Origin of the sequence: Gluconobacter sphaericus (assembly GCF_016757795.1) — a bacterium.
GTDB classification, from domain to species: Bacteria; Pseudomonadota; Alphaproteobacteria; order Acetobacterales; family Acetobacteraceae; genus Gluconobacter; species Gluconobacter sphaericus.
Window position 1 is genome coordinate 2,606,313 of sequence record NZ_CP068419.1, and the last position, 21,150, is coordinate 2,627,462.

A 21,150-nucleotide genomic window follows, 5' to 3' on the forward strand; every position below is an offset into this window, starting at 1 on the left:
ACCATCATTGTTACTAGCTCTAACCATAGCCGTATCAATCATCTCTTAGAAATAGGTTTGGCACTGTGAACGCCAATTTGACCACGCTCCGTCGTATTATTGATCGGCACTGCGTTGAACCGACAACACGCACAATCATCCCAGGGCTTCTTCTGTTTCGTGCAGATGAACCCACTACTCCTATGGATGTAGTTTATGAGCCCCGATTTTGCATTATCGTGCAAGGCAGCAAAACGGTTACTCTCTGTGATAAGGTTTTTGAGTATAACTCCCAAAAATATTTGATAACAGCTGTAGACCTTCCTGTTAAAGGGTGCGTTACACAAGCAAGTAAAGAAAATCCATATCTTTCTTTATGTATTTCTCTTAGTCCAGAAAAAATAAAGGATCTGATAAATGATATTGGAATTCATGAATCAGAGTCAAAATCTATTTGCCCTTCTTGCATAACCACAAGTGAATTAACGGACGATATCTTTAATCCTGTGTTTCGTCTTCTCTCTATGTTGGATGCTCCACAGGACATTCCTGTTTTGTATGAATCCACCATGAGAGAAATATTGTACAGGCTACTTCAAGGTCCTCAAGGTTATGTATTGCGGCAAATAGCCACAGTTGGATCAAACCTGTCACATCTCAACCGGGCCATTGACTGGATCCGGGGGCATTATTGTGAGGCTTTTGATATTGCATCTCTCGCCGAGGTCGCAGGAATGAGTACGCCTTCTTTTCATAGACATTTTCGAGCAGCAACCATGATGAGTCCATTGCAATATCGCAATCGTATACGACTGCAAGAAGCTCGCCGCCTCATGCTCAATCAAAACATGGATGCAGCAGAGGCCGGATTTTGTGTCGGTTACGAGAGCCCATCACAATTCAGCCGGGAGTATCGTCGCATGTTTGGAGCCCCCCCAGCTGCAGATGTTAAATATATAAAGCAGTAAATTATATTGATATATTGATTAAGTTACATTCAATAATGAAGAAAAAATCTATCATTGAACACCTCATCCTAAAGAGGCGTGGGAATTTAATAAAATAATAAGTGGATTTTATCCATGTCTGAAGCGGGTTCAACCTGGAGGGTTCGAAAACCCTCTTGGCGCTAACTTGTTCTGTGTGATTCCATTCGTCTGGTTCTGACTGAGGGAATGGCGCTATGAAGCAGTCTGGTTTCTTTGACGTTGAAGAGCGGCTTGCCCGGTAGAGCGGGCTTGGTGATCAGCTCGAAGCGTTTTCCCGGACTGTGGATTTTGAGGCCTTCCGCCCTGAGCTGGAGAAGGCTCTGGCGTATTCTGACGGAAGCAAAGGCGGGCGACCGCCGTTTGATCCGGTGCTGATGTTCAAGATCCTGGTGATCCAGACGCTCAACAATTTGTCTGATGAGCGGACAGAGTATCTCATCAACGACCGCCTGTCGTTCATGTGTTTCCTTGGTCTGGGACTTTCAGATCGGGTTCCTGATGCCAAAACAGTCTGGTTGTTCCGTGAACGCCTGACACAGGCGGAGGCCATTGAAAGACTGTTTGAGCGCTTTGATGCGACCCTGCGGGACGCCGGTTATCTGCCGATGTCCGGCCAGATCCTGGGTGCCACGCTGGTCGCGGCTCCAAAGCCAATGAAGACTTCATGGAAAAGCAGGGCTTTGTCTCAAAGGTTCATCGCAAAAAGCCGCATCTCAAACCCATGCCACTCCATATCCAGTGGTCCAATGCAGGAAAGTCCGTGATCCGATCCCGCGTCGAGCATGTCTTTGCCGATCAGAAATCGCAGACGGGACTGTTCGTCCGAACTGTCGGTATCACCCGGGCCACCATGAGGATCGGGCTGGCCAATATCGTCTACAACATGCGCCGCTTTCTCTTTCTGCAGCGGATCAGCACCACAGCGTAGCTATCAAGCGGGTAACAGCCCCCAATCTGCTCAAAACGCAGACCGGATGCCATCGCACAAACCGTCAATCAAATCGACAAAAGCCAGAAATCACGGACCACGCACATCAATTGACGGTTCTTCGATCCCTCCAGCTTGCAAGGCCATAACTTTACGATGATATGCGGCATTGAAACTTCCTCACCACGCCTGACTGGCTGGTCCAATTGTAAATTCGTTAATTGTTGTGTCTGCCGGAGCAGAAATCGCAAACGCAACTACATCGGCAATGCGGTCGGGTGGAATAGCGTGCTGATCGTAAAGTTTTTTCATGGCTTCGGCTGCGCCAGGATCAGAAATGCCACCGAGCAATTCGGTCTTCACTGCGGCAGGGTAGATGGTGGAAGTACGAATATTGGTGCCCTCCATAGCTGACTCCATGCGTAGCACTTCCATGAAATCGCGAACGAACCACTTGGTGCCGCCGTAGATCGCGCTACCAGGGTAGGCTTTGAGACCGGCTACTGAGGAAACAGCAATGACCTGCCCATATTTCTGTGCGAGAAAATGAGGCATGGCGGCGGCAACACCATTCAGTACGCCTTTGATATTGATGTCCACGGCCGCATTCCATTCATCCGTCTTCAAGGCGGAGACGGGCGCTGTTGGCATCAGGCCTGCGTTAAGGAAAATCACATCGAGACGACCATATTTTTCTTTGGCAACGTTGACCAAAGCCTCGTTATCGGTCGGTTTCGTGACATCGGTCACGAGGTAGGCCGCTGTGCCACCCTCGTCTTCGATAGCACTTACAATTTCCTTCAGACGCTCTTCTCTGCGTGCGCCCAGAACAACTTTTGCACCTTGTCGCGCAAGAAGCAGCGCTGTTGCTTCCCCAATCCCTGAAGATGCACCGGTGATCAGAACAACTTTATCTTTAATCATGATGTTTCTCTTGTATAAATATTTGAATTACTGTCTGTATTGTGCATCAGAGACATGCTCGAGCCAGTCTACGACTTTCCCATTCTCAACTTCCTGAATTGCGATATGGGTCATGGCTGTCTCTGGAGCGGCACCATGCCAATGTTTCTCACCTGGCTCGAAGAAAACCACGTCGCCAGGACGGATTTCTTCGACAGGTCCATCCCATCGCTGTACGCGACCAACGCCTGATGTCACAATGATGGTCTGACCTAGTGGATGAGTATGCCAGGCTGTCCGTGCTCCCGGTTCAAATGTCACATTTGCACCCTGAACACGATCGGGGGCCGCCGGGTTGAAAAGCATGTCAACCCGGACGGTGCCAGTGAACCAGTCTCTGGGTCCTTTGAAAGACGACTTGTGACCTACGCGGAAGATTTCCATAAAAATTTCCTGTGTTTCGCTGTGAGGCCGGACGAGGCCTTGTTCCGAACACGATAAGGGATCTTGCAGCAGTCGATTAGAGCATATAACGTTCATGAATATTTGAAATAAGCTCAGCAATGCCACGAGATCATATCAATGAGTTGACGGCTTTTCTCACGGTTGCCAGGGAACGAAGCTTTACGCGGGCCGCTGCCGAGCTCGGTGTCACGCCCTCAGCCTTGAGCCACACGGTGCGAGGACTTGAGGAACGGCTCGGGGTGCGCCTACTGTCTAGAACAACCAGAAATGTTGCAACTACCGATGCCGGAGAGCAGCTTCAGAAGCGTGTCGGCCCCCTTCTTGAACAGGTCTCTACAGAGCTTGACTTAATTACGTCTCTTGGTAGCAAGCCTGCTGGATCCATTCGTATCACCTGCACCGATGCGGCCATAGAACTGATATTTCGACCTAAACTTCTCGCATTTCTTCAGAAATACCCTGACATCAATATTGAATTCAGCATGGACTACGCTTTTGTCGATATTGTTGCAGAGCGCTTCGATGCAGGGGTCCGTATTGGGGAAGCCATCGAGAAAGACATGGCCGCAACGCGTGTAGGCCCCGACTGGCGTTTTTGCGTCGTGGGATCCCCAGATTACTTTCACCATTACTCGAGCCCTGCAACACCTCATGATTTGCGGCGTCATAACTGTATTAATATGCGGATGACGACTGCTGGGGGGAACCTGAAATGGGAATTTCGTGAACCGAACGGGCGCGAAGTTTCATTTCGTTTTGCGGGGCAAACAACCTTTAGCAACTCCATGCTAGTCCTCAATGCCGCCATCGATGGGGTTGGGTTAGGTTACGTTCCTTACGATCTGGCAAAGCCATATATTGAAATGGGACAACTGGTTGAAGTGCTTTCTGAATGGAGCCTAGAGTGTGAAGGTCCTTATCTGTATTATCCCAGCAGGCGATTACACTCGCCAGCTTTTGCAGCGTTGCTAGAAGCCATGAGATATCATTTGTAATAGTGTTCGTAGGGCAGTTGATTGAAGCGTTTTTTGCGTGATTTTGGGCCCTCAGATGGAGGGCTCGAAAACCCCTTCTGGTTTTGAGACCTGCTCTGTGATTTCATTTCCTATATGTTGATTGTGGAAATCTGATTCGGGCTCTGTGAACCGCCCCGGAATTGGCGGAGAGCGGTTTTCCTAAGTTAGGCTGCCAGTGGGGCGAGGTCTATAGCGGCGTAAAACTGTTGACCGGCCTCGGCCGGCGTGATGTTGCCGATGGGCTCGAGGATGCGTCGGTTGTTGAACCAGTCGCGCCATTCGAGGGTGGCGTATTCCACGGCGTCAAACGAGCGCCATGGACCACGTCTGTGGATCACCTCGGCCTTGAACAGCCCATTGATCGTCTCGTCCAGGGCATGGTCGTAACTATCTCCGACGCTGCCTACCGAGGGCTCAATCCCGGCTTCGGCCAGGCGCTCGGTGTAGCGAATGGCGACATATTGAGACCCGCGATCCGGGTGGTGGACAAGATTGCCGGTTGACGCGGTCGAGCTCCGCCTGGCGCACTTCACGTTCCAGCGCCTTGAGCCGATCGGCGGTCTCGGCCGGAACGCCAGCTCGTTTGCTAGTCTCGACCTCGGCCTTCTTAACCCACTCGTTCAGCGTATGCGCCGAGCAGCCGATCTTGCCGGCGATCGACACCATCGCCGTCCACCGCGACGGGTGTTCATCTTCATGCTCCAGAACCAGCCGAACCGCACGGGAACGGACTTCAGGAGAAAACTTCTTCACAAAATTGCTCATCAGACCTTCTTCTCAGGTGAATAGGTCTCCACCAATCCCGGGACGGTTCAGGGTGTGACCTGGGCTTTCTCGTCGGCATTCTGAGCTGATGTACTGAGCGGGGTCGGATTGATATAGGGTGCACAGTAATCTTCCTTGCGCGATGCGTCGTATGCATCCTCTTTGGCTACCCCAGACTTCTCAGATAGGCTCAACAAATGCACGCAGGCCTTCGAACGTTGAAATAAAAGGATCGGCGAGGAATTTTGTAAATGAGACAGGAACCGCCCTTCGGAGCGCTTCCTGTCTCATAAACGGTTTTTCAATTTCTTTTATAGAAATGAGCTGACAAAGCATGTGAGTATGCTCCCGGGCACATATTGCCACGACGCCTTTATTGGAGGTTCTCAATATGAAAAAAGCGTTTCTAACATCTCTCTTCTGCGTAAGCGCTCTATCTGCGTGTGAAACCCCTCAGCAAATAGTGGCCCAGAAGGAAGATCATCTCGCTGCTGCAGGGTTTACTCTGAAACCTGCTTCAACTCCACAGCGGATTGCCATGCTTAAGAGGCTGCCAGCGCACCACTTCGTTCGCCGTATTCATGGCGACACGGTGAGCTACGTTTACGCTGACCCAACAGTCTGTGGCTGCCTGTATGTAGGGGATCAGACAGCATATGGACGATACCAGGCCTATCAGCAGCAGCAGAATATCGCTGACGAACAGCAAATGGCTGCACAGGATTATCAGGACGCGCAATGGAACTGGGGGGAGTGGGGCCCTTGGGGCGGAGGTTTCGGCCCGAGTTACGGATTTGGTCCAGGTTGGGGCTGGTAAGCCACAGCGCTTTATCACCGTGAGGCCGCACATTTTTTCCGAAGCCGCTGTATAGCGTTTAGCGGTATTGGTGCGGTCATCATGATCTGATAATTCATACAGGCTGCCGCTTCATGGGGTTGTGAATTGTGTGGGTGACGGATGCATCCTGCGAGAATTACCGCGGCTAACGATGCTAGGATGAGGCGCATAACGCTCTCTCCTAAAACTCCACGCCTAGCACCTCAAACGAAGACACCTAGCACAGCGCGAGATTACCCTCGGTGTCTGTCTCCTAAACCAAGACGTAGAGGCATCGCCATTGCCTCCAGACGATTCCCCGTGTTCGTCTGATCTTTCGACACCATACTCAGCGGTCAACGGTAACACTTCTTCGCGCATGTCTGCGAACAAGGCGTAACCCTGAGTGCTGATATCGTTTCCTCGCCGTGCGTGATTGGCCGTGCACGTCGTTGCCCAGTTTCGAAAAATTGGGCAACGACGTGCCGGCTTACGCGGCGCCTCGGTCATGACGAATAAGAAGTTCTTCTTATTCGCTCTGGTTAACTCTTTTTCAGTATTTTGTAGGTCAATCTAGGATCCGTGATACCGGAGATAGATTCGTGACAAGCAAAGTGGACTGGGATGCAGCCGAAAGATTGGGAGTGGTTCTCCCTCTTTCTGGTAGTGAGTATATAGATATTCTTTCAGCTCCGCTTCACGTTTCTGGCGCTCTTGAGCAAGTGGAACTTCCGCAACCTTTATTCCAGAAAATATTAGGACAGCCGATGTTGGACGCGACAGACGATATCAAAATTGCCGCTCATGAACTTCTTCAGATTTATGGAGAAAAGGCCGTTATGGTTGCGAGCGATCGAGCTACATTGGCCTCGTATGCACGAAATGAAAAACGAAGAGATTTTTGGGTGGCAGTCTTTACTGAGGTTCGCCGTACTCATCGGATGCCAGTTGAGTCTTCTGTGAATGAAAAGGCTTAAAGCAGAGTAAGATGTCGAATGATCACCACGCTCGTCCCCGCTCATTTTCCCCCTGATCCCTGAACCAAGTCGTCGGCCCATCGAACCACAGGTTTGTGACCCCGCTTTTGGTATGCCGCACCACTCTTGTTCGTGTTTCATTCCATCCTTACCTGGAAGTCGAGAAACGGTACAAGCGGGGAGTCTGACAGTCTTATTTGGGAAACCGGCGTACCGTAGGCGACTAGGATCAGGCCCCATTGATTTGATTGTGGAAATCTGATTCAGGCTCTGCGAGGAGACTGAAGATGAGCGATCTGTTTTGGCTGACGGACGAACAAATGGAGCGTCTACGGCCGTTCTTTCCCAGGAGCCATGGCAAACCGCGTGTCGATGACCGCCGTGTGTTGAGCGGGATCATTTTTGTTAACCGCAATGGCATGCGCTGGCGTGATGCGCCCCGGGAGTACGGTCCACACAAGACGCTCTACAACCGCTGAAAGCGCTGGGGCGACATGTGCATTTTTATGCGGATGATGGATGGACTGTCTGCCGAAAAGGCAGAGCCTCAGACCATTATGATTGATGCGACCTATCTCAAAGCACATCGCCCGGCTTCAAGCCTGCGCCTAAAAAAGGGGATCCAGGGCGTCTGATCGGTCGCACCAAAGGTGGCATGAATACGAAGCTGCATGCGGTCACGGATCAGAACGGACGACCGCTGAGTTTCTTCATGACGGCGGTACAGGTCAGTGATTACATCGGCGCCGCTGCTCTGCTGGACAGCCTTCCTATGGCACAGTGGATGCTGGAGGACCGGGGTTATGATGCTGACTGGTTTCGGGATGCCCTGGAAGAAAAAGGGATAAAGCCCTGCATTCCAGGACGGAAATCTCGCGGAAAACCAGTCAAATACGACAAGCGAAAATACAAAAGACGCAATCGCATCGAGATCATGTTCGGAAGGCTCAAGGACTGGCGGCGGGTCGCAACACGCTATGACAGGTCTCCGACAGTCTTCTTCTCAGCCATCTGCCTCGCCGCAACCCTCATGTTCTGGCTATGAGTCCTGAACCTAGATCAAGTCCGGATGCTCAGTCTTGTGTCGCAAAGTGGGCCTACCGGGGTATATGCGTGTATGGAAACCCCAAAAGCTCGAGAAGCCGAAGAGCGTGTTCGTCCCTGGCGTCACCCCGTATGTTTCCCGATACACATAAGCGAACTAGCAATACTGCCTGCACAAGGGAGCTAATGCGCCTCAAAGCTGACGGTGGATGGCGCAACATCACCACGGCGGCGCGGTACGCCAAGGTGATGCCAGATGCCTATTGGGTGGAGGTCATTGCATGGTTCGGCATCGATGGCTGAATAATTCTTAGTCGATTCGCATGAGCGGCCAGAAAGCCGTGATGGGTGCACGGATTTTGCACAGAATTGTTCAAGAAGGAGTGGTTTCAGCTGTCATGATTCGACATAGACCGAAGCGTACGGTCTAATAAATCGATAGAGACATCGAAGAAAAATGATTAATTCCGAGGGAATTTATCACCGGACCGAGTGGTGGGCGCAACAGGGATTGAACCTGTGACCCCTACCATGTCAAGGTAGTGCTCTACCGCTGAGCTATGCGCCCCCCGATCCGGTGAGGCGGTTTCTAGCCGTATCCGAAAAACCTTGCAACCCCCTGTGGGACCAAATATGCAAAAAATATGAAAATCCCTGTACCACTGACGTCCTTCACGGTGAATAAACCGCGGAATACTGCGATTCCTCTGCTTGTCTCATCTCCACATTCCGGAAGGAATTATCCGTCGGATTTTCTCGACAGTACCTCGCTATCCTTTCATGAGCTGCAACAGAGCGAAGACCGGTTTGTGGATCGACTGTTTGAAAAGGCACCGGATTTTGGCGCAACATTAATCTGTGCCGAACTTCCCCGTGTGTGGTGCGATGTGAATCGCGACTGGCGCGAAGTCGATGCGGAAATGTTTGATCCGCGACCGCCTGATGACGAGGTTCTACTTACGGAGAAGGTGAAGGCGGGGTTCGGAGTCATTCCACGCTACGTGTCGCAGGGACGGCAGGTGTACGGACAGCGGCTTCATCTCTCGGAGATAAAGGACCGGATTGCGGCGGCATGGCTGCCTTATCACGAGGCCCTTACGGCGCTCCTGAGTGATATGAAGGCGCGATTTGGTTATGCCATTCTTCTGGAAGCCCATTCCATGCCTAAGCTGCCTTATGCGCGATCGTGTGATGTCGTTCTGGGTGACGTTCATGGTCGAAGCTGCGTCCCCGCTTTGCCGGATATTATTGAAAACATACTTGGAAGCCTAGGGTATTCGGTTCGTCGGAATATTCCTTATGCCGGCGGATATATTACCCAATATTACGGCCGTCCCGAGCAGAATATCCATGCCGTCCAACTGGAGATCTGCCGCTCCCTCTATCTGAATGCTGCGACGCTCAAACCGGGAGGCGGGTTTGAACAGACACAGCAGAACATCCAGTCTCTCCTTGCCGCCCTGGCAGCGTGGGTTGGGAGTGAAGCCCCGTCGCAGTCATCGAAACAGGAAGCGGCGCTTACGGTTGAGGTATGACCTTTTTAGGCCAATAACCAATTGATTTGATTGTGGAAATCTGATTCAGGCTCTGCGAGGAGACTGAAGATGAGCGATCTGTTTTGGCTGACGGACGAACAGATGGAGCGTCTGCGACCGTTCTTTCCCAAGAGCCACGGCAAACCTCGCGTCGATGAGCGCCTTGTGCTGAGCGGTATCATTTTTATGAACCGCAATGGTCTGCGCTGGCGTGATGCGCCCCGGGAATACGGCCCGCACAAGACGCGCTGGGACGCCATAGAGATCTTCGCCCGGATGATGGACGGTCCGGCTGCCGGAAAGGCAGAGCCTCAGACCATTATGATTGATACGACGTATCTCAAAGCATACCGCACAGCTTCGATCCTGCGGCTAAAAAATGGGATCCACGCCGCCTGATCGGTCGTACCAAGGGCGGTATGAATACCAAGATCCATGCCTCACCGATCAGAACGGACGACCGCTGGGTCTCTTCATGACACCAGGACAGATCAGTGATGACACCGGTGCCGCTGCTCTGCTGGACAGCCTTCCCATCGAACAGTGATTACTGGCGGAGCGAAGTTAGGATGCTGACTGCTTCCGGGATGCCTTGAAGGAATAAGGGATAAGAGATCAGGCCCTGCATTCCGGGACGGAGATCCTGCGGAAAACCAGTCAAATACGACAAGCAGCAATACAAAAGACGCAACCGCATCGAGATCATGTTCGGAAGGCTCAAGGACTGACGGCGGGTCGCAACACGCTATGACAGATGCCCGAATGTCTTCTTCTCAGCCATCTACCTCGCTGCAACCGTCATCTTCTGGCTATAAATCTTGAGCCTAGGTCAAATGGTCATGAAGCTGAAATATATGGTGCAGATAGCAAACCGCAAGGAAATTCCGTTGGCTTTAAGGGTGTATCCATTGCAGGATATAGAGTATTTGCCATGGTATTGCGGATATGTATGCTAATTTTAAAGGGCTGATCTAAGCAAGGTAGAAGGAACGATGCGTTATCTTCGATGCTTTTTCCTATCTGTATTTCATTCACGAAGCATCTCATCGTACCCGAAATTTTGGGGACGATAAGGGAAAGGCTGTGTTTGTTGAACCTGTTGAAATGAGGGAGGTGCAGAGTATAAATTCCTGTGCCCGAAAAATGTCCAAATCCCTGTTGTTCCCAGCCACACTCGACGGAGATAGGGACGGGACTGCTGTCTGGACCGGTCTGAAAAAGCCAGTCCGTTTCGAGAATTGTTTTATAAGGTGTTGAAGGGCAGGGGGCTTTGTTCATTGGGAAGCTGCGGGTTTCCGAGACTGTGACGGACAATTCGAAAGCTAAAAGCTGTTTGGGTTTTAGGGGGAAGACGTATGTCGTATTTGCGGAGATGAAGACCGGCGACATTGCCTCTCCTGTTTCGCATTGCCATTCCAGAAGGGTTCGTTCCTGTGGTGTCGCGGTCAGTCTGGCGCTTCTCTCCTGATCCGAATCATTGAAGACAGTTACGCGCAGCAGGGACGGGGTTAATTTCTGTACTGCAATTCTTTGAGACTGTCCTTCGATGGACATGAGTGGTGAGGGGAAGGCGTCTTTGATGAAGAAAGCAATGTCTGACGTAAGGATAGCCGGTCCTTCGAAGCGCCGTGTTCTGTCATTCCGGGAGACGGTTGATGTGCTGCCTGATCTGAGAATGCGTCCTCCTGTACGAGAGAACTCTTCAAGGATTGAGAGAGTTTTCGGGTCATGGACAACAGTAACGTCTGGCAGAATGAGGGTATCGAACTGCCCTGATGTCAGATGCAGCCAGCCATTGAAGACGGTTTTCTCATTGATCTGCTTTTCGTCAATAACAGTATATCCGATGCCTGCGTTCATTAGTGCCTCGGCCCACAAGCCGAAATGATCTGCGCAGTCTGGAGGGCTTCTGCCTTCCCTCAGATCCTCAAGAGGATAGAACAAGGCTACGGATCGCACCGGCACTCCACCTTCCAGAAAAGCTGAGAGACGTGCGAGTTCTTCCAGAACGTCCGGTGCGTCGTCCCACCAGGGTTGAAGGTTGAAGCCGGGAGCGAAGTCGAAACGGGGGTCTGACTGGTGATCGGGGTTTGGATGAAGCGCGTCTGGAAGGAAGAGGGCATGGAGCAAAACGCGGCGTGCGCCCTGAAATATATGACGGATTATCTGGGCGCGTAGCCGGGAAAGTGAAAGGTCCCATTGTCCATGCAAGGATGGTCGGCCTACTTCCCGTCCAGTAGAATATTGTTCGACCGTGCAACGCGTACGCCCATGCGCACGGGCAAGAGAATCCCCCAATATCGCGGAAAGCTGGGGATTGTAATCGGCGGCATCCGTGACGCTTTGGGTTTTAAATGTGTCGATACCAAAATAGTCTCCACCTGGAGCGACGCGCGCATCAATACCACCCAGCCCTCCGAGAAGATTCCAGCCACCGACATGCGGCAACAGTTCATGGCCGGTAAGACCAATGTCATGTGCGTCGCACCATCGTCTGAGGGTTCCGAAAAAGGCATGATGCATCTGTCGGGCATAGGTTTCAAACAGATATGCGCGCTGCGATGCGGCTTGTGGATCCGTGCCATAAACCGCGTCCAAAAGGACAATACCGTCGATACCAGTCTCAGTCAGGCTGTTGTCCCAGAGAAGGGAATTGTGGATTGCGTCGGGTCCGGACGCTGAATTCTGACCGTTCCATGTATAAAAACCGGCATAAGGATGGTCGAAGAAAAATGCCTCTGCTTTGGGAAAAGCCTCTCGCAGGGGGGCGTAGACACGGTTGGAAAAGCGTTCCGCTGTTTCCTGAATAAGGTAATTGACCAGCCGGGATGTCAGGCATGTCGCTGCTACGAAGAGGGCAACGGGGCTACCGTCCGGAAGATCCGGGGCAGTGATTTGTACGGTGCAACCGCTATCGCCTGTTTCAAGAAATCTGATCTGGGAAGGCTGAAGAAGTGTCCGGGACGATATGACGCCACCGCTGACGATCTGCCACAAGCCCCATTGGGGCTTGCCGCTTTCATACGTCCAGCGTCTTGCGGCCGGTCCAAGAAAATCCAGAAACGTGGCGTCGATGTCTGAAATCTGAAGTGTGACCTGCCCGTTCTGGAGGATTCCGGAAGTCCAGAACAGGTGTCGTTCGCGGAGGTGATCTGCGCCCTGCACAGTAAGGCCACCTCCGTGTCCCGACATCCAACCATATTCATCGTAGATCTCAATGCTAAGTCCGTGTTCATCTGCCAGAGCCGAGACGAGACGGCACAGGGCCAGATAGCTCGGAGAAAGATAGTCGGACAGAGGCATGGCGAGCCGTGCCTGTACAAGAATACAGCCCAGCCCGGCGCGTTTCATGTCCGCGATGGCCTCGCGACACATCTGAGGCGTGGGCAGGTGATGCCAGAACCAGAAGGCCGCAGTGCGGAAGCGGTTTTCTGGTCTTCGGAACCAGTGAGGCAATACTGAAGTGTTCACGCCACAGGTGGCTGTGCGAGATAAAGGTCGAGACGTTGCCCGGAATGAATATCCGACAGGTCTATGTCTTGGGTTGGGCTAGCGGGAAGGATCCTGCCATCCAGACGGATTTCTGCGATCCGTGCGGCGTAGGTTGGGCCGGGCGTTAGAATTCCCCGTTGCTCTTCATGAGCATGGATATTGCAACTCATGAGTCCTTCGCTGATCGTGAGGTTTGTCAGGCGACCTGTTCCTGTCCAGGAGAGGATTTTTTCCTGCCCTCGGGAGAGCGTCAGGCGCCCATTCGTAACAGTCATGATGACCTGTCCGATCGGGGTGTGGATCGGGCCAAGTGTGACGTCTGCGCCTGTATTATGCAGTTCCCAACCTGCCCAGGGGTTAATATCCATAACCTCTGCAACACCCAGCATCGGCAGCATCGCGCCCCAGGAATAGAACAGGTCCGTATCTGGTTGGTCGTTGGCCTCGCCGGTCGTCGCCGAGTAGTTTTCTGCGGCAATTCTGCGGTCCGTCCATGACTGGTTGAACAGCGCCATGCTGCGCTCGGCGAGCAGAGATGCTTCGGCGATAAAACCGTAGCGCCGCAAACCATGCCACACAAAATAATTCACATTTGGCCAGATACGGCCCCGCCAGTAGACGTTATCTGCAAAGGCAGGATCATCCCGGCTGACATTAGGGATCATATAGGGGCCGTCGAAGCGAACCGGATCGGAGAAATATCCGATCAGGGACTGTGCCTGTTCTGGTGTGGCAGCACCGCAGATCAGCGGGAAGAAACTTGTCGGACCAAGGCTGCGTACGAAGCCGCCATGCCGCTGGCGATTGGCGAAAATACCGCGTTCATGATCCCATAGATGTTCCCGAATTTTGCTGCGGGTGTCGTTCGCCAGTGCATTGAAATTCTGTGCGTCTTCTGTGTGTCCCAGTTCTCGTGCAATATGCGCCAGACACTCCGCATCAAGTGCCAAAGAGCAGTTCAGTCCGACATCGAGCAATGACAGTGTGCGTGTTTCAGGGTTGTAGAGCGCTTCGTCATGGGTGGGGGAATTATCCATACCCGTTTCGTTGCGGGCTCCGAAGTGGGTACCCTTGTATAGAGCTACTCCGACATCGGATGTTCCGCATGAGACCAATCCCATACCATCCGGGTCTCGCTCGCGGCGCCACCAGGCGTGGTTGCGGGACAAAGTCTCGTAATGACATTCGAGCAGTGATTTTTCGCGATGACGCAAATAAATCATCCACGTCATGAATGCGCCATTGGGGGCTTGGGTACGATCCACCCATGTGTCGTTCGATGTAGTGAGGCAGGCAAAATTACCCTGCGGCGTTGCACTCGCCGTTGCCACCGCCATGTTTTCGCGCGCGATCTCCCCATCGAGGAGAGCGGCCATCAGCGCGGAATAGGTCTGATCGTTGTACCAGACCGCGAATGTTCCCAGATTCCAGATCCGGCTGAAAGTGGTGTAGGGGCGTCGATTAATTCCGTCATAAAGGGTATTCCACGCCATGACATCTCGCACTGCGTCTAATGCTCCGGCGTGCCGGCCGGTCTGAGCTGGTAGTACGGGCTCTGTCTCAGGCGGTCTTTCAAGCGCGCCCCGGGCTTTCGCGATCGCCAGTTCTTCACTGTCCGCAACGGTTGCGACGAAGCGCCCCGTGCGCATCATTTCCAAGTTAAATCGTAAAGTAATGACGGGGGCAGATGTTCCCCTGCTGGACGTATGGAAATAGCCGTGATTGTCGAAATCTTTTGCCGCGGATTCCAGCGTTTCATGTGCTGTAACTTGAACCGGTGCGGTGTTGCTCATCAGAGCAACGTACCGATATCCAAGCCGGATAACAGCGGCGTTCCCGGTATAGGTTACGGTGGCGCCACATTCGGAAGATAGGCACAGATTTATCCAGTAACGCAGGCCCCATTCGGCGAGGACTTTTCCATCCCATGTGCCATGCAGGCAGTAGGGGTCGCTTTTATCATAACGGAATGCAATCTGAGTTCCGCTATGCTGGGTCTCAAATTCGACCAGCCGTCCTTCCATGTCGTGACGACCAAACAGTAAGTCCTTGCCTGGCGGAAGCAGGGTCGCGCTGCGCTGGTTGGTGGAGTAGAGCAGGGGGGTAACATGAACGCCAAGGGGAAGAAACGTCATCGCCCCCGGTCGGTCGGACCAAGTGTTCCATGCGCGAGCGGGGGGGACTGTGTTATCAATAATCATTGTGGATATGTTTCGCTGTAATGGCTGGTTTTTTTGCGCGGCTGCGTCTGTTGGCGTCATCAAGAATGTGTGTCAGCCGTGTCTCGTCGAGTTCAAGCCCGAACGACCAGCATAAGGTGTCGTAAATGCCGAGAAAGGAGCGCGTGCAAGGAGCAAGCTGAGTTTCGGTTTCGACAATACTCTGGCCCGTCACATCAGCAAGCCAGGCGACCAGATCTTTTTTCACGCCAGAGATCTCCAGCACTTGTCCTGGAGGGGTATGCAGGTCGAGCCATCGCGTTGGTGCCGCATCGCCCACAATATGCAGAGATGCAGACAGGCGAATATCGCGGGAGGATGCGCCGATATCTACGCTGACGGTTCCGGTAGGCACGGTCCAGTCGTCACGCACGGTATCGAAATAGGCGAGATCACGGCGATTCAGCGCTATGTCTACAACGCGGCTTTCTCCCGCTTCCAGAGAAACGGACGTAAATCCTTTCAGAGCCCGGAGGGGATGATGAGGTAATGCCCGGTTGGCTGCGGCTGGGCTGCGTCGGAGATAAAGCTGACAGATTTCCCGACCTGCTCGGGTTCCAGTGTTGGATACTGTAAATCGAACCGACGCACCCTCCTGGGTGCTGGTTAATTGCAGGGCATCATAGGTGAAGGATGTGTAGGATAATCCATGTCCAAACGGGAAAAGAGGCTTGATCTGGCGGATATCGAAAAACCTGTATCCTACGAAAATGCCTTCCCGATAGAAGTGCTTTCCTTGTTCACCGGGATATCCCAAAAAGGCAGGGCAGTCTTCTGGTCGCATAGGCCATGTGACGGAAGTTTTTCCGGAAGGGTTGGTATGTCCGAACAGGATATCGGCCACTGCTTTCCCGTATCCGCTTCCCGCGTAGCCTGCTGAAAGGATGGCTTGTACGTTATCGGCCCAGGGCAGCACGACAGCGTCCGGATGCGTCAGAACCACTATGACTCTACTATGGAACGTCGTCAGTTCGGCAATCAGGCGATCATGCGATGGGCAAAGAGCCAGATTCGGACGGTCGGCGTTTTCGCCGCTGATGCAGGGTGGGGGCGAGGCGAATACGATAACAGTTTCAGCACTTCTTGCGGCAGCTAGGGCTGCGTTGTGAAGGAGGGCGTCATCGTCGCCATTTGCGCTCCAGCCGGCTTCCCACTGGATGGGTACGTCTATCGGCGCAATCGTCTTCAGGCATTCCAGTGGAATGTCGCATCGAATAGGCCGTACGGCGGCGCTCCCTGCGCCCTGAATTTCGGGCGCGACCGCGCCCGTGCCGATGACCAGAAGGCCGGTGCACGATTTTGGGGTTAAGGGGAGAATATCGTTCTGGTTTTTCAGCAGGACGCAGGCGCGGGACGCGGCTTTGCGAGCAAGATCGTGGTGTACGACGAAATTCGGGCGCGACACCGTCAGTCTGCGCTGCGCGTCTGCGATGCGGAGTGTCAATGCAGCAATATGGATGCAGGCCTCATCTAGCACTCGGGTCGGCACGTTCCCGACTGAGACTGCGTCTTTAAGGCGTCGTCTGCGGGCCGCATTGAATGGCATATCCAGGTCGTTTCCGGCGCTTATCGCGGCGGGTAGATCCTGAATCCCATGCCAGTCGGACATAATCATGCCGGCATAACTCCACCGACCACGCAGAACGTCGCGCAGGAGCCATGAATTTTGAGCAGTCTGCACTCCATTGAGCCGGTTGTAGGACGTCATGACCGTCCATGGACTGCTTTTGGCGATCGCCCGCTCAAACCCCAAAAGGTAAACTTCATGCAGCGCGCGGGGTTCAACGACGGAATCCATGCTGATGCGTTCGGTTTCTGAGTTGTTGCAGGCAAAATGCTTTAGTGATGCACCGACGCCATTGTCCTGCAATCCTCGGATGACGCCTGCTGCCATTTCTCCCGTCAGGATCGGGTCTTCGCTGAAATACTCAAACCCCCGTCCCGCCAGTGGTGACCGTCGCAGGTTAATCCCTGGACCGAGCAGGATTTGGGCGCCTGCAGCACGGCATTCAATTGCCAACGCTGTTCCGATTTCGTGAGCGAGCGTGATGTCCCAGCTATTGGCCAGAACCGACAGTGCAGGAAAGCATGTCGCTGGGATGCTCTTGCCGAGAAGAACGTTGTCGTCCCGCTTTTCTGGATCATCCGTCGTCTCTACCGCATTGAGGAATGCACCGAGATCCGTGTTTTGTGTGTCCGTGGAAATTTGGTCCGGCACGACGCGAAGGCCGTTGGAGCCATCGACCATCAGCAGTGATGGAAGTTCCAACCGTGGGACACCTTTTGTGCGCCACAAGCCGTTTCCACAGACGAGATCGAGCTTCTCCGTAATCGTCATTTGCGCGACGAGTGCGGCGGCTTCGGCTCCGAATGTGTTCGTCATGTCAGAGCCCCTGCGGTTCAACCGGGGCTTCCGGCTGGAGCGTGCGCGTTATTTCAATTTCGGACGGGTAAAGCATGATAATCAGCACCGAAAGCAGGGCGACGCAGGCAGGGACACCCAGAAAGCCGAAGGTGATGAAGTCTCGGGCAGTCTGCGTCTGGGTGGCGCCGTGGGGGACATAGCCGCCCCAGGCCAGAATTGCGGCAGACAGCGAACCACCGATGGCCCAAGCGACCTTTCCTGCAAAGCTGTTGACTGAATAGGCCATGCCGGATGCACGAACGCCTGTGACGGCCGTGCCGTAGTCGATGGAATCTGCGACCATGGCGTAGAATACAGGAAGAGTCATGCCTTGAAAAAAGCAGATTACACCAAAGGTGGCGATCAGATAGGCAGCATTATTCGGGCCATACGCGAACAGTGCCAAGCCGACGGCAGAGAGGATATAGGGCAGGATAATCGTCAGCTTCTGTCCTACACAACGTGCAAGCCAGGGCGAACACGTCACGCCGAAAACCTTGCTGGCGCCCATCATCGAGATAAGCAGTCCGCCAAAATATTGTGGGCGATGCAGGACTTCCGTCGCGTAATAAAGTGAAAGGCCGTAGAATGCCGTCAGGTTGATGTAGAACAGGCTCAGCACGAGCGTCACGATCACCCATGCTCGATTGCGGAACAGAGAGCCCAGGAGAATCAGTACCGGGCTGTTATTCGCTTCAAGCGCATGACGTTCCCGGCAGGTAAAGAAAGGAATGAGCGCCAATCCGCCGCCTACAGCCCCCGCGACGGCCATTGCCAGCGGATATCCAAGTTTTTCGTTGCCGCCGCCGAAGATATGCACCATGGGCAGAATAGATGAGCCCACCAGAAAGGTCGCAAGCGTTGCACCCATCATACGGAAGGTGGCCAAGGAAAGACGGTCTTCGCGGTTGCGTGTCATGACATTCGGCAGAAGGCCGTACGGCACGATAACGAGCGAGAAGAGGACACCCATCACGAGATAAGTAGCATAAGCCCAGGCAAGGCGCCCGTTTGATCCTAGTGGGAGCGGAAGGAAGCAGCAGAAGGTCAGAAAGCCGAGCGGCAGGGAAAACCATTTTAAGTATGGCCGAACGCGCCCGCCGAAAAGGATGCGGTGGTCGATCATATATCCGATGAGCGGGTCCACGACACTATCGACCACACGCGCCAGCAACATTAACAGAGCAACGGCAGAAGCAGAGATGCCGTCAACATTGGTGTAGTAATAGATGAGGTAGGCACCGGTGATGCCAAACAGGGAATTTCCGGCCAGATCGCCAAAGCCGAAGCTCATCCGCTCCCATAGGGCGGGGCGCTGGTTGTTCGTCTTACCGTTCATGCAGTCATCCGGTTGAGGTCGTGGCTGCTTTTCCTTATTCCAGAAAAGCAGCGCTAGGATAAAGGTCCGGTCCAGAAAGGTTTTTAGAAGTCTGCCTTTACCCCGCCAAAGAACTGGCGCGGTGCGCCGACGACCAGAGACTGGTAATCGCCTGAAAGCGGATTTCCGCCGTCATCACCGGTCATGATCAGGTAGCGGGATCCTGTCAGGTTGGTGACGTTAAACGATGCTGTCAGGTTTTTCAGGCGTCCGATGCGACCAAAATTATAACGCGCTCCAAAATTAACCAGCCAGTAGGAGGGTAGCGATGTGTCGTTCGTGTAGCTGAACGGACGGCTGCTGGTGTAGAGGGCGTCGATGTTGAAACTGGCCTTCTTGTACGTGTATTCAGCAGTAGCCTTGTACATCAGGTCCGGATAGTTCACGACGTGCTTGCCCTTGGTGGCATAGGTCGTGCCCTGCTGACTGATGTTGTTGTCGTATGTTGAGTGGTTGTAGCTGATCGAGTTGAAGATCGAGAGACCACGCAGCGGACGCAGCGTCAGGCCAGCATCCACGCCGTTCATCGTTACGCCACCGAGGTTCAGGACCGTCGTCTGAGGGTTTGTCTGGCTGCCCTGAACCAGCGCGCCCAGACGGTTCGAGAAATTCACGCGATAGGCGCTGAGCGAAAAGTCCACGCGACGCTGCGTAAAGCGGTAACCGACTGAATAGGCCCAGCTGGTCTCGGGCTTAACGGAGCTGCGTGACAGGTTGAAGGCTTCCTGGGAGACGGCAAACGGCGATGCTGACAGATGATAGCCGCTCTCCGGGTAGGCACGCATATTCTTGGCGATATCGAAATATAGCTCATGATGCGTAAGGAAATGCCAGTCCCCACTGAAATGAGGCAGGAAGGCTCCGAATGTCGTCAGTCCCACGCCGCCAGCGAGCGCATTGGTACCAGTATAGGGTTCATAATTTCCTGTCTGGCCCACATGTGTTGTGCTCAGCATTGATTTGAAACCAGCGTGGAGCGACAGGTTTTTAACTGGACGCCACGTGTCTTCGATATAGGTCTGCATCGTGTTTGTATTGTAGGTCTGTCCCCAGAGCTTCGCAAAAGGATCGGACCATTTGCGGAATGGATTGGGGGTCAGCGTTTGCCCACTCGCTAAGAGCGGGTCGTTATAGGCGAACATATTCGAGACATACTTGTTGTTCTCGTACCAGATGCCGCCATGAATTTCGTGTTTGCCAATATTATATGTCATGCTCGACGTCAGGCCAAAGCGCTGTATATCGGGCTGTTTGACAATTTCGGAAAGGGGCGCGCCGTTTGCCGAGGCCATCCAGGGGTCAGACCACTGGGTATTAGCCTTTTGGTTATGGCCGTACACCACGGAATCCCACCGCAGATGATCTGCCAGCTTCAGATGAAAATTCAGCCCTCCCAACAGGTCGCGAGACTCCGTGGTTCCGGCGTAATAGGCCACATCCTTCGGGTCACTGGTTTTGTCCTCCCCGTGGGAATAGATCCCTTGTGCAGCTTCATAAGCCAAGCGATAGTTCGGGTAATAATTGGAGACACCGTATCCGAGCTTCTGGACTGTTTCCAGTGTTTCTGACTGGTAGTTGAACTGCTGTACGTCCGCCCAGTCGAACAGAAGCGAGACGCTGCTTTCATTACGGATCGGCTGCACCAGCTTCAGGTTGGCCTGTTGGAAGAACTGGGAGCCATATCCTTTCCACAAGTTAGTGTCGTTACGCATATAGGACACGTAAAACTTAGTCCCGGTTCTATTCAGCTTGCCGCTGTCGATGCGGATGAAAGCATGCGTAGTGGCGTTACTACCACCGGTTGCGGCGAGTGTGCCGCCGAATTTGTCCTTGGGGTCCGAAGATGAAATCATGATGGCGCCGCCGAGCACGTTGGTGCTGGGCATGTCCACAGCTCCAGCGCCCTGTGACATCTCCATATGGCCGACGTTTTCGGACGATAGCGCGGCGACGGCATTCAGGCCGTTATAGTTCCGGTAGACGGACTCTCCCAGCGGAATACCGTCAAGTGAGAAGCCAATCTGGTTTTGTGAAAAGCCGTGGATATAGAGTTTGACGCCGCCCGTATCGACGCCCTGCGGATCATCCGACTGGAACAGCACGCCTGGTACATTTTGCAACGCTTTCATAACGGATGTTCCGGCTACGGCGTTTGCAAAAACATGCTGTGAAATGACAGTTTGTGCGCCATGGGAGACATGTCGTCCCTGGACCTGCATGAGTTCCGGTTGCACAGTTC

General features: G+C 53.3%; 13 protein-coding genes, 1 tRNA gene and 4 pseudogenes. 8 read left to right on the forward strand and 10 right to left on the reverse strand.

The genetic code is table 11. The features are described 5' to 3' along the window. The first annotated feature begins 77 nt into the window (after positions 1-77). Positions 78-947, forward strand: coding sequence for an AraC family transcriptional regulator (locus tag IGS75_RS12300; RefSeq protein WP_228123922.1), 870 nt, complete (start codon positions 78-80; stop codon positions 945-947). A 215-nt stretch (positions 948-1,162) separates the two neighbouring features. Next, a pseudogene (locus IGS75_RS12305) lies at positions 1,163-1,896 on the forward strand (transposase). Between the two features lie 180 nt (positions 1,897-2,076). Here the strand turns inward: IGS75_RS12305 and IGS75_RS12310 are convergent. Beyond that, positions 2,077-2,820, reverse strand: a complete 744-nt coding sequence (locus IGS75_RS12310) for an SDR family oxidoreductase (protein ID WP_202257008.1) — start codon at positions 2,818-2,820, stop codon at positions 2,077-2,079. A 27-nt stretch (positions 2,821-2,847) separates the two neighbouring features. After that, complete coding sequence (locus IGS75_RS12315) at positions 2,848-3,243, reverse strand: (R)-mandelonitrile lyase (protein WP_141354601.1); 396 nt, start codon at positions 3,241-3,243, stop codon at positions 2,848-2,850. Positions 3,244-3,362: 119 nt separating this feature from the next. Between IGS75_RS12315 and IGS75_RS12320 the strand changes: the two genes are divergently transcribed. After that, positions 3,363-4,259, forward strand: a complete 897-nt coding sequence (locus IGS75_RS12320) for a LysR family transcriptional regulator (protein WP_141354599.1) — start codon at positions 3,363-3,365, stop codon at positions 4,257-4,259. Between the two features lie 185 nt (positions 4,260-4,444). Here IGS75_RS12320 and IGS75_RS15865 read toward each other — a convergent pair. Both IGS75_RS15865 and IGS75_RS15870 read right to left on the reverse strand, forming a co-directional pair. Further along, positions 4,445-4,777 (reverse strand): annotated as a pseudogene (locus IGS75_RS15865) (integrase core domain-containing protein); the annotation flags it as partial. Further along, the gene (locus IGS75_RS15870) at positions 4,695-5,045 is read right to left on the reverse strand and encodes a transposase (protein WP_408876454.1); all 351 of its coding nucleotides are present in this window, start codon (positions 5,043-5,045) and stop codon (positions 4,695-4,697) included. The pseudogene IGS75_RS15865 and the gene IGS75_RS15870, both read right to left, overlap by 83 nt. A 391-nt stretch (positions 5,046-5,436) precedes the next feature. Between IGS75_RS15870 and IGS75_RS12330 the strand changes: the two genes are divergently transcribed. From IGS75_RS12330 to IGS75_RS12340, 3 genes and pseudogenes are all read left to right on the forward strand, one after another. Then, positions 5,437-5,862 carry a hypothetical protein gene (locus IGS75_RS12330; protein ID WP_202257009.1) on the forward strand — a complete coding sequence of 142 codons (426 nt, stop codon included), beginning with the start codon at positions 5,437-5,439 and terminating at the stop codon, positions 5,860-5,862. A gap of 602 nt (positions 5,863-6,464) precedes the next feature. Further along, complete coding sequence (locus IGS75_RS12335) at positions 6,465-6,839, forward strand: hypothetical protein (RefSeq protein WP_202257010.1); 375 nt, start codon at positions 6,465-6,467, stop codon at positions 6,837-6,839. A gap of 287 nt (positions 6,840-7,126) precedes the next feature. Beyond that, a pseudogene (locus tag IGS75_RS12340) lies at positions 7,127-7,884 on the forward strand (IS5 family transposase). 492 nt (positions 7,885-8,376) lie between these two features. Here the strand turns inward: IGS75_RS12340 and IGS75_RS12345 are convergent. Continuing rightward, positions 8,377-8,451: transfer RNA gene (locus tag IGS75_RS12345), tRNA-Val, on the reverse strand. A gap of 76 nt (positions 8,452-8,527) precedes the next feature. On the opposite strand from IGS75_RS12345, the gene IGS75_RS12350 reads away from it, so the two are divergent. Together IGS75_RS12350 and IGS75_RS12355 are read left to right on the forward strand one after the other, a co-directional pair. Continuing rightward, positions 8,528-9,418 carry an N-formylglutamate amidohydrolase gene (locus IGS75_RS12350; RefSeq protein WP_202257011.1) on the forward strand — a complete coding sequence of 297 codons (891 nt, stop codon included), beginning with the start codon at positions 8,528-8,530 and terminating at the stop codon, positions 9,416-9,418. A gap of 69 nt (positions 9,419-9,487) precedes the next feature. After that, positions 9,488-10,233 (forward strand): annotated as a pseudogene (locus IGS75_RS12355) (IS5 family transposase). Positions 10,234-10,255: 22 nt separating this feature from the next. Here IGS75_RS12355 and IGS75_RS12360 read toward each other — a convergent pair. From IGS75_RS12360 to IGS75_RS12380, 5 genes are all read right to left on the reverse strand, one after another. Further along, positions 10,256-12,016 (reverse strand): hypothetical protein, encoded by a 1,761-nt coding sequence (locus IGS75_RS12360; protein ID WP_202257012.1) that lies wholly within the window; start codon positions 12,014-12,016, stop codon positions 10,256-10,258. 869 nt (positions 12,017-12,885) lie between these two features. Continuing rightward, positions 12,886-15,045: an MGH1-like glycoside hydrolase domain-containing protein gene (locus IGS75_RS12365; protein ID WP_237468811.1), complete on the reverse strand. Its 2,160-nt coding sequence runs from the start codon at positions 15,043-15,045 to the stop codon at positions 12,886-12,888. Positions 15,046-15,100: 55 nt separating this feature from the next. Then, on the reverse strand, positions 15,101-17,512 hold the full coding sequence (locus IGS75_RS12370) for a beta-glucosidase family protein (protein WP_141353743.1): 2,412 nt from the start codon (positions 17,510-17,512) through the stop codon (positions 15,101-15,103). A gap of 1 nt (position 17,513) precedes the next feature. Continuing rightward, positions 17,514-18,872: an MFS transporter gene (locus IGS75_RS12375; RefSeq protein ID WP_141353742.1), complete on the reverse strand. Its 1,359-nt coding sequence runs from the start codon at positions 18,870-18,872 to the stop codon at positions 17,514-17,516. Between the two features lie 83 nt (positions 18,873-18,955). Continuing rightward, positions 18,956-21,130 (reverse strand): TonB-dependent receptor, encoded by a 2,175-nt coding sequence (locus IGS75_RS12380; RefSeq protein WP_167495536.1) that lies wholly within the window; start codon positions 21,128-21,130, stop codon positions 18,956-18,958. Positions 21,131-21,150 lie beyond the last annotated feature (20 nt).

What these genes read in the sequence shown, in the direction of transcription:
- IGS75_RS12310 (WP_202257008.1), bottom strand. Translation starts at nt 2,820, where the DNA reads ATGATTAAAGATAAAGTTGTTCTGATCACCGGTGCATCTTCAGGGATT.
- IGS75_RS12315 (WP_141354601.1), bottom strand. Translation starts at nt 3,243, where the DNA reads ATGGAAATCTTCCGCGTAGGTCACAAGTCGTCTTTCAAAGGACCCAGA.
- IGS75_RS12320 (WP_141354599.1), top strand. Translation starts at nt 3,363, where the DNA reads ATGCCACGAGATCATATCAATGAGTTGACGGCTTTTCTCACGGTTGCC.
- IGS75_RS15870 (WP_408876454.1), bottom strand. Translation starts at nt 5,045, where the DNA reads ATGAGCAATTTTGTGAAGAAGTTTTCTCCTGAAGTCCGTTCCCGTGCG.
- IGS75_RS12330 (WP_202257009.1), top strand. Translation starts at nt 5,437, where the DNA reads ATGAAAAAAGCGTTTCTAACATCTCTCTTCTGCGTAAGCGCTCTATCT.
- IGS75_RS12350 (WP_202257011.1), top strand. Translation starts at nt 8,528, where the DNA reads ATGAAAATCCCTGTACCACTGACGTCCTTCACGGTGAATAAACCGCGG.
- IGS75_RS12365 (WP_237468811.1), bottom strand. Translation starts at nt 15,045, where the DNA reads ATGACGTTTCTTCCCCTTGGCGTTCATGTTACCCCCCTGCTCTACTCC.
- IGS75_RS12370 (WP_141353743.1), bottom strand. Translation starts at nt 17,512, where the DNA reads ATGACGAACACATTCGGAGCCGAAGCCGCCGCACTCGTCGCGCAAATG.
- IGS75_RS12375 (WP_141353742.1), bottom strand. Translation starts at nt 18,872, where the DNA reads ATGAACGGTAAGACGAACAACCAGCGCCCCGCCCTATGGGAGCGGATG.
- IGS75_RS12380 (WP_167495536.1), bottom strand. Translation starts at nt 21,130, where the DNA reads ATGCAGGTCCAGGGACGACATGTCTCCCATGGCGCACAAACTGTCATT.